At 36.9% G+C, this 12,716-nt stretch carries 11 protein-coding genes and 1 pseudogene; 8 read left to right on the forward strand and 4 right to left on the reverse strand.

Annotated elements, in window-relative coordinates; genetic code table 11:
* The 3 genes and pseudogenes from QZ138_RS10170 to QZ138_RS10180 all read right to left on the reverse strand — a co-directional run.
* A partial coding sequence (locus tag QZ138_RS10170) for a coenzyme F420 hydrogenase/dehydrogenase beta subunit N-terminal domain-containing protein (RefSeq protein WP_292888923.1) occupies positions 1 to 357 on the reverse strand: 357 nt, incomplete at its 3' end.
* Positions 358 to 374: 17 nt separating this feature from the next.
* Positions 375 to 2,521 (reverse strand): annotated as a pseudogene (gene fdhF, locus QZ138_RS10175) (formate dehydrogenase subunit alpha).
* Between the two features lie 92 nt (positions 2,522 to 2,613).
* Positions 2,614 to 3,420 carry a formate/nitrite transporter family protein gene (locus QZ138_RS10180; protein WP_292888933.1) on the reverse strand — a complete coding sequence of 269 codons (807 nt, stop codon included), beginning with the start codon at positions 3,418 to 3,420 and terminating at the stop codon, positions 2,614 to 2,616.
* A 615-nt stretch (positions 3,421 to 4,035) separates the two neighbouring features.
* Here QZ138_RS10180 and fdhD point away from each other — a divergent pair.
* Positions 4,036 to 4,782 carry a formate dehydrogenase accessory sulfurtransferase FdhD gene (gene fdhD / locus QZ138_RS10185; protein WP_292888924.1) on the forward strand — a complete coding sequence of 249 codons (747 nt, stop codon included), beginning with the start codon at positions 4,036 to 4,038 and terminating at the stop codon, positions 4,780 to 4,782.
* Here the strand turns inward: fdhD and hxlB are convergent.
* Positions 4,774 to 5,364: a 6-phospho-3-hexuloisomerase gene (gene hxlB / locus QZ138_RS10190; protein ID WP_292888925.1), complete on the reverse strand. Its 591-nt coding sequence runs from the start codon at positions 5,362 to 5,364 to the stop codon at positions 4,774 to 4,776. The genes fdhD and hxlB overlap by 9 nt on opposite strands.
* A gap of 57 nt (positions 5,365 to 5,421) precedes the next feature.
* Between hxlB and QZ138_RS10195 the strand changes: the two genes are divergently transcribed.
* The 7 genes from QZ138_RS10195 (at position 5,422) to QZ138_RS10225 (ending at position 12,629) form a co-directional block, all read left to right on the forward strand.
* Positions 5,422 to 6,291 (forward strand): LysR family transcriptional regulator, encoded by an 870-nt coding sequence (locus QZ138_RS10195; RefSeq protein ID WP_292888926.1) that lies wholly within the window; start codon positions 5,422 to 5,424, stop codon positions 6,289 to 6,291.
* A gap of 173 nt (positions 6,292 to 6,464) precedes the next feature.
* On the forward strand, positions 6,465 to 7,379 hold the full coding sequence (locus QZ138_RS10200; protein WP_292888927.1) for a carbohydrate kinase family protein: 915 nt from the start codon (positions 6,465 to 6,467) through the stop codon (positions 7,377 to 7,379).
* Positions 7,380 to 7,612: 233 nt separating this feature from the next.
* Positions 7,613 to 8,911, forward strand: a complete 1,299-nt coding sequence (gene thiC, locus QZ138_RS10205) for a phosphomethylpyrimidine synthase (protein ID WP_292888928.1) — start codon at positions 7,613 to 7,615, stop codon at positions 8,909 to 8,911.
* A gap of 317 nt (positions 8,912 to 9,228) precedes the next feature.
* A complete protein-coding gene (locus QZ138_RS10210; protein ID WP_292888929.1) occupies positions 9,229 to 9,747 on the forward strand; it encodes a hypothetical protein in 519 nt (172 codons plus the stop codon).
* A 4-nt stretch (positions 9,748 to 9,751) separates the two neighbouring features.
* Positions 9,752 to 10,414: a hypothetical protein gene (locus QZ138_RS10215; protein ID WP_292888930.1), complete on the forward strand. Its 663-nt coding sequence runs from the start codon at positions 9,752 to 9,754 to the stop codon at positions 10,412 to 10,414.
* Positions 10,415 to 10,487: 73 nt separating this feature from the next.
* On the forward strand, positions 10,488 to 12,071 hold the full coding sequence (lysS, locus tag QZ138_RS10220; RefSeq protein WP_292888931.1) for a lysine--tRNA ligase: 1,584 nt from the start codon (positions 10,488 to 10,490) through the stop codon (positions 12,069 to 12,071).
* A 243-nt stretch (positions 12,072 to 12,314) separates the two neighbouring features.
* Positions 12,315 to 12,629 carry a hypothetical protein gene (locus QZ138_RS10225; protein WP_292888932.1) on the forward strand — a complete coding sequence of 105 codons (315 nt, stop codon included), beginning with the start codon at positions 12,315 to 12,317 and terminating at the stop codon, positions 12,627 to 12,629.
* The last annotated feature ends 87 nt before the right edge of the window (positions 12,630 to 12,716 follow it).

Below are 12,716 nucleotides of genomic sequence, written 5' to 3' on the forward strand. Positions count from 1 at the left end.
GATGATTTTTCCTTTTTTCATTAATTCACGGATGGTCATTGCATCACAAGGTTTACATGCAACAGCGAGTTTCATGTATCTTGCACCATCTAAGTATTTTGATACGAATTTAGCAATGTTTAAGGTACCACAGTGAATGGAACCTGCAGTTTTGATTACATCAGCAGGGTCGGTTATGAGAGTTGGTACACCATCATAAATATCATGACCTTGGGTTACACCTACAACACCGTCAACGATACCTTCTTCTAATAAGTATTTCATGATGGTAGTTACTACTCCTCCGTACTCTCCTTTTTCTTTGATATCTTCAATAGCAGAGTATGCGTAGTACATATCATTAATTTTTGCGCTCATTTAAATCTACTCCCTATTTATTTACCTACTTTTACGGTGGTAGTTGCCATGTTTTCAGCTTTAATTTCAGTGTCAGTACCGTCTTTGTATACTTCACCTTTCATTTCGACAACTTCATCGAGTTTTTCTACTTGGATAGCACAAGCTTTCAATTCAACCATTTTGGATTTAGGGTCGAAAGAGTCGGAGTTGGTTAATACATTTGCAGCACATTCTACAAAGTGCATTGGAATGTTTACAATACCTTCTCTGATGTCGTCAGTTACACGAGCAGGAATTGCGATTTCTCCTCTTCTAGAGAAAGCTCTTACTACTTCACCGTTGAGGATTCCTCTTGCTTCAGCATCTTTAGTGTTGATTTCGATGAATCCAGTTTTTACCTCATTGTTTAAGGTTTCACATCTTCTGGTCATTGCTGCGTGGTAGTGGAACAATATCCTAGTAGTGGTTAATAATAATGGGTATTCTTCATCTACGGTTTCAACAGGTCCTTTGTGTTCTAATGCTTGGAAGACACCTAAACCATCAGGGTGTGCAAATTTAACTTTGTGCATTAATGGTTGACATGGGTCGTCTTCGGAAGGACAAGGCCAGTGGAGTGCTTCTGGAGTGTCTAATCTTTCACGGTTCATACCTGCCATGATAGGAGCACATTCTCTGATTTCATCGAAGATTTCTTCAGCAGATTCGTAGTGGAATAATTCTCTAGGAACGCCCATTCTAACTGCGATTTCTTCCATGATTTTCCAGTCTACCCATGCACCTTCAGGAGGTTCTTGTGCTTTGTGTAAGCATTGTACTCTTCTTTCACCACTGGTGAAGGTACCTTCTTGTTCACCCCAACCTGCTGCAGGTAATACAACGTCAGCACATTGTGCGGTATCGGTTAAGAAACATTCTTGAACAACTAACATTTCTAAGTTTTCAAGTGCTTCTTTGGTGTGTTGTACATCTGCATCAGAGAGAACTGGGTCTTCCCCGTGGATGTATAATACTTTTAAGTCACCAGCGTGAGCAGCGTTCATCATTTCTACTAAGGTTAAACCAGGAGTGGTTGGTAAGTTTACTTCGTAACCGTATCCACTGTAGTAGTCGTTGAACCATGCGGTGGTTTCTGGGTCTTTAACTTTTCTGTAACCTACGTAATCGGAAGGTAATGCACCCATATCACAAGCACCTTGTACGTTGTTTTGTCCTCTTAATGGGTTTACACCAGTACCTTGTCTACCAATGTTACCAGTTAACATTGCACGTTGTCTGCTCCGTGAGAGTGTTCGGTAATACCTAATGAGTATACGATAGCTGCTTTGTCAGCAGATGCGTATTCAATAGCTAAGTGTTCAATTACTTCAGGTTTGATTCCGGTGATTTCGGAAGCTTTTTCTAAAGTGTATTTTTGAACGGTTTCTTTCATTTCTTCGAAACCTTTTGTTCTGTAGTGGATGAATTCTTCATCTTGTAATCCTCTGTCGATGATTACTTTAATCATAGCGTTCATTAAAGCTACGTCAGTACCAGTTTCGAATTGAACATATTCATCTGCGATTTTAGCGGTAGGAGTGAATCTTGGGTCTAATACAACTAATTTAGCACCGTTTTGTTTTGCTTGGATTAATTTACGTCCGAACAATGGGTGTGCTTCCATGTTGTTTGATCCAATACAGAAGATGTAGTCAGCTTCTTTAACACTGTCGAATCCGTTGGTCATAGCACCTGAACCGAAAGTATTAGCTAAACCTGCTACAGTAGGACCGTGACAGATACGTGCACAGTGGTCTACGTTTTGAGTACCACAAGCTACTCTTGCTAATTTTTGAGTAATGTAAATGTTTTCGTTTGGTGAACGAGCACATGCGTAGAATCCAACTTTGTTTGGATCTTCGTCAGATACTTCTTTGAGTTTGTTAGCGACTAAGTCTAATGCTTCATCCCAAGAAGCTTCTCTGAATTCACCGTTTTCTTTTATTAAAGGAGTAGTTAATCTGTCTTCCCTATTAATAAACTGGTATCCAAAGTTTCCTTTTGGACATACTTTACCCTCGTTTACAGGGTGTCTTTTTAAAGGTTCTACACCAACAATTTTTCCGTCTTTTACAACGAAGTTGAGTCCACAACCAGTACCACAGTATGGACAAATTGTTGGTACATATTTAATCTCAACCATTTTATAATCTCCAAAATAATAGTTTTTTTGTATTTTAAATAAATTTTAAAAAGAAGCTTTTTAAAAAAAGCTTCTTCAGTTAGTTTACTAGCTTATCCTCTTAAGTAGGTGTACCAGTAAATACATGCTACAAAGATTGCTCCTCCAATGATGTTACCGAGAGTTACAGGAACTAAGTTATTAATAATAATAGTACTCCAGGTTACACCTTTAGCACCTAAGAACATACCTAATGGTATGAAGAACATGTTTGCAACACTGTGCTCAAATCCGATACATACAAACGCCATGATTGGGAACCAGATACCAACGATTTTACCGATGATATCATCTGATGCGTTAGCTAACCATACAGCTAAACATACAAGCCAGTTACAACCGATACCTTTAATTAAGGCTGCGGTAAATGGCATGGTAACTTTACCTTCCGCTACAGAAATCGCCTTCGCAGAAATTGCGTAAGCTGGTGCGGATGCATCAGTAGGAGTGATTCCTCCCATGAAAGCTAAAACGTAAGCAACGAATAAAGCACCTACGAAGTTGAAAATCCAACTGATAACCCAGTTTTTAGCAAGACCGCCAGCGGAAGCTGAGCCGTCTAAGAGACCAAGGGCCATAAACATTACGTTTCCAGTGAAAAGTTCAGATCCTGCGATAACAACAATGATCAAACCTACAGGGAACACTGCACCGAATACGAATTTTTCTAAACCAAGTGGAGCGCCTGCTTTTAACATACCTGCGCTTGCCACGATAGCTAATAAACCACCAAATGCAATATATGCTCCTGCTAAAAAGGAGAGTAATATTACATTATCTATTTTTGCAGAGTTTTTTGCTCCAGCAGTTGCAGCAATTGCTTTTGCAGTATCTACTGGACTTTTAAAAGATGAACTCATTTTATCAACCTCTTTTATTCCCTTTTTATTAATTTTTTTATAATACTGAATGAATCCCAAAGTAGTTCAAAGAGTATTATGATACTATATTAGTAGTTAATATATAAAAAGGATTTGTTATTAGAATTAAGAAGAAATATTTAAATACTACAAAGGAGTAAAATTTAATGTAATGATAAATCATGATGGATTATATACACATCGTGAAAATTGTCTTTTTTTAGTGTTTTGAATTTAAGTTACTTTTAATATGCTCTATAATGATTTTATAAGTTTTATTTTTAAAAATAATTGCATTTAATTAAGCATTAAGGCATCAGATAGAAATTATCAAATTAGCAAATATTGTTTTAATACAATAAAACAATCTATGTTTATAAATGATACACATCGCTAAAAAAACTGTAAAACAAGAAACTGAATTGTCAAATATCATATTTGCCTTGAATATAATTAGATTTTCATCATGATATAAATTGAAATGATATTTAACTATCATCATTAATTTAAAAGCATAAAAAATTTTTAAAAAAATCAAAAAATTTCCAATGCAAAAATCGCAACACATCAATTTTTAAAAACATTGAATATCATAATATTATAGCAGGTGAGACGATGAAAATTGAACAAATCGATGCAATAAATTTCAAAAACGGAAGGCCAACTGAGACAAAGGAAAAAGTGGTGAAGGATGAAACCGTCACATTGACAATCAACGGAAACATTTCACGCAGCATGTCCGCAATCGAAGATTCACTTGAGGAATTTGCTGTGGGATACCTGGTGAATGAAAACATGGTGAAAACCCTCAAAGACATCAAAAGTATAGAAATTGACGAAACAAAGATCAATGTTGAAATTGACGACACACTTCTTAAAACAAACGAAACCGTTTTGTGCTCCGATTCCGCAGGGGGATGGAGAAGCAAAATTAAAGAGGTGAACCCTGTCGAATCCGACTTGCAGGTCAGCGTGCATGAACTGATTGACCGCATAGAAGAGCTGAAGGACAATGCAGAGATATGGCAGGCAACCGGCGGGACACATGTTGCAGGAATAGTCTTTGAAGACCAGTTCGTAGTAAAGGAAGATGTCAGCCGCCACGTTGCAGTCGATAAGGTGATCGGCTATGGAATTCTCAACGGATTTGACCTGAACAAAAGCTACGTGATTTACAGCGGCAGAATGCCTGCAGACATGGTCATCAAGATGACAAGGGCAGGAGTGCCTATCCTTGCATCAAACGCAGCTCCCGCTAACTCAGGATACAATATCGCAAAAAAAGGAAATATTACATTGGTCGGCTTTTTGAGAGGCCAACGCTGCAATATATATAACAATCAAAATAGAATATTATTCTAAAACTGTGTGTCTTGCCTTCAAGTCACTTTCGGTCTGTTGCATCTTTTCCATAAGTTCGGAAACGATTGCATCAAGAAATACCAATGTTGTCAGCTCAAAAGCGGTACCCAATGGAGTAAGTGAAGTGTAATTTCCATGGATTTGACGTTTCATATAATTTTCATCATCAACTTCTTTTTTGGTTCTTCCCTTAACGAGAATGAAACAGTCAGCCAACTGACCTAAGGTTGATTCAGGATATGATGTTAACGCAAGAACTTTTGAACCTCTATTTTTAGCAATGTTGGCGGCAGATACGATAGTATTAGTTTCACCGGACCCTGAAATGGCTACAATGCAGTCATCAGCATAGATGGCAGGAGATATGGTTTCGCCTACGACATATGCGCTCAATCCCAAATGCATCAGTCTCATGGCAAATGCCTTTGCGGCAAGCCCTGACCTTCCGGCACCGGTAACGAATATGTTTTTGGAGTTAATAATAACATTTTCAAACTTGTCGATAGATTCCCTATCCAAAAATTCTTCTGCACTTTCAATATTGTCCAATATAGCCCTTATAGAGGTTTTCATAATTTCCATTTTATCCAACTCATAAATCAATATTATTAATTATGATTACAATTTTATATATAATTAATGAAATTCGAAAGTAAGGGACTGATAAGTCTGGAGATAGACGGCAAAATCTATGATTACAAACTATATCAAAGCCTGGATTCATTGTCAAGAACCAATTCACAGAGAAAATCGGCAAAGGAGCTGAACATTTCACACACAGTATTCAACAGAAGGCTGCTTAAGGCGGAAAAGAAATTGGGAGTGAAGATCACACAAAAAATAGGAAACGGAACCCACCTCACACCCGAAGGTTTGAAACTGCTTGAGGAATTTAGGAAATATCTAATCCAGATTGAAAAGACACCCAACATCAACATTGCCGGAGGACACATCAGTACCGGACTTTTGGAAAGTATCGAAACACCATTTAACCTGAACATCTACAGCAGCAGCGATGAGGATGCCTTTGAACTTGCAAAGAGAGGGGCTGTGGATATCCTCACCCTGGATGATCCACTGATTGCATATGAAAGGGACATCAACTTCATGCCGATAGCCTATGACTATCTTGTTCTGGTTTCAAGCCCCGAATCCAGAAACGTCGAAAGCATATCCGATCTGGAGGGCCTTGACTTTGTAGGGGTCAACGGGTCCGCCCAAAGGCTTGCCTGGAACAGCCTGAGCCATTACGACATAAAATACAATATAACAGAAAGGGTGAATTCGCAGTTTGACGCCTTTAAAATGGTGAGAAACTCCAAAAACCTGTATACATTTTTGAATGCGAGCTATTTTAAGGGAGACGAGCTTCTCAAGTACGACACCCAGCATGTCATCAGCGTCATCAAGGTAAACGATGACAAGCCGGAAATCGATGAGTTCATAAGGTTTCTGCTTAATGACGGGCAAGAATCCATCGAAAAGCAGGGTTTCACACCGATGGGTTGATTAGTTTTCAAATGCTCTCGGCAAAATTACATATCATATAATATTATAATATGTAACTACACTCATATTACACCGTGTTTTTGTGGATGTGCGCATCCGTGAAAATGTGCAATTCAAAACATTAAATAATGATGAAACACAATATAAGAATTGAAAAATAAAAAGGCGATATTATGGTTAAAAACAGAGATTTACTAGCAATTGGTCACTCTGCTCATGATTACATTATTAGAGTGCCTGAATTTCCAAAAGCTAATTTTTCAGCTCCTATAACCAATATGAAAACATTTAATGGTGGAGCAGCTGCAAACGTAGCTTGTGTTGGAGCAAAATTAGGATTAAAAACTTCACTCGTCTCAGCTGTTGGCGGAGATTTCAAAAAAACCGAATACTATGAACACATGCAAAATTTAGGCATTGACACCGATTCACTGATTGTTGTTCCCGGTGAGGCCACACCTACCGCATTTGTCATGACCGACGACAACGACGACCAGATCAGCTACTTCTACTGGGGCGCCGCCAAGGAATTTGCACAAAGCAAGGTACCGGCAAAGGCAATTGAAAATGCAGAAGCGGTTCACCTGGCAACCGGAGACCCTGAATTCAACTGGAAATGTTCACAGGAAGCCAATAATCAGGATTTGCTTGTCTCATTCGATCCGGGCCAGGACCTTGGAATGTATGACACCAAAAAGCTGGTTGACGTAATTGAAAACACAACAATCCTTTTTGGAAATCATCATGAAATCGAAAGGATTCTGGATGCCCTTGAAGTTGACCTGACCGGATTGAGGCAGATGGGTCCTAAAATCATTGTCAAGACATGCGGAGCGAACGGCTGTGAAATATATTCCAACGAAGATAAAATCAAAATCGATGCAATCCCAACCGAAGCGGTTGACCCTACCGGTGCGGGAGATTCATACAGGGCAGGATTTTTATCAAGATTCCTGAATGGAGAAACACTTGAAGAATCCGCCAAGTTCGCATCATCCGTTTCATCATTCATCATTCAACATCAAGGCTGTCAGACCAACATGCCAACCTTTGATGAAGCATTTGAAAGAATGAGCGAATTCTATTAATTCCCCTCATTTTTTCAATTTTATTTTATTTTTGTCAATATGACCTTATTTTTAATTTAAATTCTAAAACTGACTATTTTTTTAAAAAAGACTTGATATATATCAATAAAAATTGGAATAAATATTAATCCCATTAATTTAAATACTATTAAATAAAAATAAGAAAATATCAACTTTGTGTGGAAAAATTTTAAAATAACTTTGACTATTATAAATCTTAATGGAGAGATACAATGACACAAATTAGTGATGCAAAGAAAGGAATATTAACCGATGAAATGAAGCACGTAGCAGAAATAGAAGGTGTTTCAGAAGATTTCATTTTAAGATCAGTGGCAGAAGGTACAATTGTAATACCAAGTAACGTTAACAGAGACATTGAGGCTTCAGGTATTGGAGCAGGACTCAGAACAAAAGTAAACGCAACCGTCGGAACCTCAACCGATATCGTGAACTTCGATGAGGAAGTATTGAAGGCACAAATAGCAATCGATAACGGTGCAGACTGTCTGATGGAATTGAGTATCGGCGGAGATTTGGACGTAATCAGAAACAGAGTTCTTGACATGTCCCCATTGCCTGTAGGTTCAGTGCCAGTTTATCAAGCAGCAATCGAAAGCATCAGAAGGGACGGTTCCGTAGTCTACATGACTGAAGATGACCTCTTCAACACCATCGAAAAGCAAGCAAAAGATGGTATTGACTTCATGGCGGTCCACAGCAGTATCAACATTGAAACCTTAACCAGACTCAAAAGACAGGGCCGTGTAACCGGTTTGGTCTCAAGAGGAGGTTCCTTCATGTCCGGATGGATTGTCGAAAACGAAAAGGAAAACCCATTATACTCCAACTTCGATTACGTATTGGAAATTGCCAAAGAGCATGATGTTGTTCTTTCACTTGCTAACGGTATGAGGGCAGGATCCATTGCCGATTCAACCGACAGGGCACAAATACAAGAATTGATTATTTTAGGAGAACTCATCGACAGGTCCCGTGAAGCAGGAGTGCAATGTATGATTGAAGGACCAGGACACATTCCAATCAACGAAATCCCAACAAACGTAATGATTCAAAAGAAAATGTGTTCAAATGCTCCATTCTACATGTTAGGACCTATCGTATGTGACGTGGCACCAGGTTACGACCACATCGTGTCTGCAATCGGTGCGGCATCATCTGCAAAAGCGGGTGCTGACTTTATCTGTTACGTAACCCCTGCAGAACACCTTGCATTGCCTAACCCTGATGATGTAAGGGAAGGTGTAATCGCAACCAAAATCGGAGCTTATGCAGGAGACCTTGCAAGCGGACAAATTGACGGTTCACAAGACCTTGCAATGGCAGAAGCTCGTAAAACCCTTGATTGGGAAGCACAATATGCCTGCGCAATGTTTCCGGAAGCTGCACGTGCAAAAAGAGACCAGAGACCTCCTGAAGAAGAGGACACCTGTACCATGTGCGGTAACTACTGTGCAGTAAAAATCGTTAACGAATGGTTGGATCAGTCAGATTCCGACTTAATCAAATAGATAATTTATTTATCTATTCTCTTTTCTTTTTTTAATTTAATTAACTCTTTTTATATCCTCTATTTTTAACAAAATAATATTTAATTCTAAAATAAAGTTAAACTTTTAACCACAAACTATTTAAATAATGTTTTTCCCAAAACAATTTTACAAACTCTCTACAATTTTACTAAATAACTGCAATTTTTAAAATAAGAAATGTTATTACCTAATAATGTAAATAATAGATTGTAAGACATTATTTAATGAAAATATTTATATACAATTAAAATAATACCAATATCTAACAAAAAAAATTTAAAAAAAAGGTACATCCCATGAATACATCCATTAATACAAACATCTCCATTGATTATGACTCAGAAATCATTTCAAAAATAAAAAAAATGATAAAAGAAGGACTTTACAAACTAAAATCATTTGTTAAAGTAAAAAAACAATCAAAATTTGAAATCTATCATGAATTAGAAGAAAAATTCAATGAAATTGCTCTTAAATTAGAAAAATATGAGTTTTTAAATAATGAACTAAATTATTTCCTATCCATTTCTGACAAAGTCATCTATATTGTACATAAAAACTGCATTGATACTTCATTTGGACATTGTGATTTTGCATTACACCTATTCGATGTTTTCATTGAACTACTGGAATCAAAAATTAGATTGATTAATAATTATTGCGATCTTGAATTAAAAAGACACAAAAAATTTAACATTCATTTTAAAAATATCTACGGAGAGATACGACATGAGTTTTATAATGAAATTTACGAATCCAGTGAAGAATTTAGTGAAAAAGAATTATATGAAATTCATGAAAGCTTAAGAGGGTGATAATATGCATTATTTCATTGATACAAATGTTGCATTGGGCTATACCATAATTCATGACAAATGGCATCCTCAATCTGACAAATTCATAACAGAAACCTCTGAAGATATTTTTTGGTCAAATTTAGTTAAAGAATATTCATCTAAATTAAACAACATAGAAAATTCAATTGATTTTTTCTTACAAAGAACAAAATTAATATTAAAAAACAACCAAAAGGATTTCGTGAATTATTATGATTTCGAAAAACTCATTCTCAAAGAGACAAAAATTTGTAATCTAGACAAGTTCAAAAAACAAAAGATTCTTGAAAACTTTTGGAACAAATACGATTTTGATGAAGGCATTTCAGAGATTATCTCAACAAAATTCAACGATTTCACAAGAGAATTTGAAAAAATGTATTCAAAGAGAGATTATAAGTTAAATTCAACTCTAAAATTTCATGATTGTGGTATTGACAATTACTTAAACTATTTAGACCATGCAAAAAAATTATACACCTGGGGAGTCCACAAGCAAGACTGTAAAATCATTGCCGATGCACATGACTGCGGACTCACACATAATGATTTGATTTTTGTTTCAAACGATTCCAAGATGCTTGAAAAAATAATAATTCATGACACTTCCTTTCTAAATATCATCGAATTCAAATCTTTTACTTAATACTTTTATACTAATAGCAACAAATATCAATACATTATAAAACTTATTCTTATTATTATAACGGTGAATATAAATGACACATTGGATTGAAAATATAGCTAATGAATTAAGTAAAATGGATGTAGAAGAGCACATCATTGCAAGCGGAACCTCAATTTCAGGTTCAATACACATCGGAAACTCTTGCGACATATTCATAGCTAACGGAATTGGAAAGAAATTAAGAGAAAAAGGAAAAAAAGCCAAAACAATATGGATTGCAGATGACCACGATCCACTCAGAAAAGTACCATATCCTTTACCTGAATCTTACGACAAATACCTGGGCATGCCATACTCAATGATTCCATGCCCTGACGGATGCTGTGCAAACTTTGTAGAGCACTTCGAAAAACCGTTATTGTCAGTGATGGACGATTACGGAATAGAAATGGAAGCAAAATCCGGTTTTGAAATGTACAAGTCCGGAGTCTATAACGATTACATAAGAACCGCCCTTGAAAATGTTGAAGAAATAAAGGAAATCTTCAACGAATACAGAAGAGAGCCTCTGGCTGACGACTGGTTGCCATACAACCCAATCTGTGACGAATGTGGAAGGGTAAATACCACTTATGCCTATGACTACGACGGCGACATCATAAAATACAGATGTGAATGCGGCCACGAAGGTGAAATGGACATCAAATCCGGAAACGGTAAGCTCACATGGAGAGTCGAATGGGCTGCAAGATGGAAAATATTTGGAACAACCTGCGAACCTTTCGGAAAAGACCACGCAGCAAGCGGAGGATCATACGATGTGAGCAGCGTAATATCCGAAAAGATCTTTGACTATCCTGCACCATATCCTGTTCCATACGAATGGATTACACTTGACGGCGAGGCCATGAGCAAATCCCATGGAGTCTTCTTCGCTCCTGAGGAATGGCTGAAAATCGGCCCTGCTGAAAGTCTCCACTACTACCTGTTCAGGTCAAAGCCGATGAAGGCAAAAGACTTCTCACCAAAAATGCCTTACCTTGACTTTATAGACCAGTTCGACACAGTTGAAAAAGTGTTCTATGATGAAGTGGAAGCACCGTCCGAAAAAGAAGGCAAAAAATTCAGGGAAATCTACGAAATAGTCCAGATGAATCCCGATGCACCTTTACCTTTCAGACCGCCATTCAGATTCATGGTCAACGCATATCAGATTGCAGGCGACGATTTGGAAAAAATCTTCGATATCCTTAAAAGAAACTCACAATTGACCAAAAGCTTCAAGGACAAGGAATTTGGCGAATTGACAGACTTGGAATTGGCACAATACCGTGAAAGGGTTGACAACGTCAAATACTGGCTGGATACCTATGCACCTAAATTCGTGAAATTCCAAGTGCAGGAAAAAAGCGTGCCAAAATTGCCATTGACACCGGAACAGGACAATTTCCTAGCTGATTTGGCTGACATGATGGAAAGCACCGAATTTACAGATGCCGCAGCATTGCACGATGCGATGTATGAGATCCTAGAAAGCCAAGGATTAAAACCGCAAAAAGGATTCCAGGCAATTTATAAAATGATTCTCGGTCAAAAACAAGGTCCAAGAGCAGCATCATTCCTGTTGAGTTTGGACAAGGACTTTGTTGTAAAAAGATTAAGAAAAGAAGCTTAATCTTTTAATTTTTTTCTTTTTTTAAAACTTTTTTACTTTTAATTTTTCCAACCCTCACAATCTTCACATATTTTTAATAGATTCAAGTAAAAATTGATTAAACTTGTAAAATTACAAATTAAAATCAATAATGATGTTTTATCGACCATAACCTTATATAATCCATGTTCCAAATTATCAAATGTTCATGAATAATTTATATTTGATTTCTAGAAATCTCAAAAAAAATTAAGGAGATTTTTGATGAAAAAAAAACAGGTCTATCAACTTAACGATAGAACACTAAAATACCAAACATTAGCTCAAACCAAACGTCTACATCAATATCTTGGATTGCCTGGCGAATTCAAAACCAGACTGCCCCAGGAAATTGTATTTCCAAATATGGATTTTGGCAGGGCCGATGAATACTATATAACTAAGGAAGGTTTGTTGGTGAATTTTGAAGAGGAAAGCGGAAACATTACAGAAAAAACAAAAGAGAAATTTTCAAAATATGTGATATTTGCAAGCTATAGATACATGAGAAAGCTTTATCTAGCAGTATTATCAAATTAGTGAAAGAATACTCCGACCTCTTTTAGGTCGGAGATGAATTTCACAAAAAAGACATAGAGTCATTTTTTTAATAAATATTTTTTGAAT

The sequence above is a fragment of the Methanobrevibacter sp. UBA212 genome (genome assembly GCF_905233225.1).
Taxonomy (GTDB): Archaea; Methanobacteriota; Methanobacteria; order Methanobacteriales; family Methanobacteriaceae; genus Methanocatella.

Coding starts and splice junctions, on each gene's coding strand:
- QZ138_RS10180 (WP_292888933.1), bottom strand. CDS start 3,420: ATGAGTTCATCTTTTAAAAGTCCAGTAGATACTGCAAAAGCAATTGCT.
- fdhD (WP_292888924.1), top strand. CDS start 4,036: ATGAAAATTGAACAAATCGATGCAATAAATTTCAAAAACGGAAGGCCA.
- hxlB (WP_292888925.1), bottom strand. CDS start 5,364: ATGGAAATTATGAAAACCTCTATAAGGGCTATATTGGACAATATTGAA.
- QZ138_RS10195 (WP_292888926.1), top strand. CDS start 5,422: ATGAAATTCGAAAGTAAGGGACTGATAAGTCTGGAGATAGACGGCAAA.
- QZ138_RS10200 (WP_292888927.1), top strand. CDS start 6,465: ATGGTTAAAAACAGAGATTTACTAGCAATTGGTCACTCTGCTCATGAT.
- thiC (WP_292888928.1), top strand. CDS start 7,613: ATGACACAAATTAGTGATGCAAAGAAAGGAATATTAACCGATGAAATG.
- QZ138_RS10210 (WP_292888929.1), top strand. CDS start 9,229: ATGAATACATCCATTAATACAAACATCTCCATTGATTATGACTCAGAA.
- QZ138_RS10215 (WP_292888930.1), top strand. CDS start 9,752: ATGCATTATTTCATTGATACAAATGTTGCATTGGGCTATACCATAATT.
- lysS (WP_292888931.1), top strand. CDS start 10,488: ATGACACATTGGATTGAAAATATAGCTAATGAATTAAGTAAAATGGAT.
- QZ138_RS10225 (WP_292888932.1), top strand. CDS start 12,315: ATGAAAAAAAAACAGGTCTATCAACTTAACGATAGAACACTAAAATAC.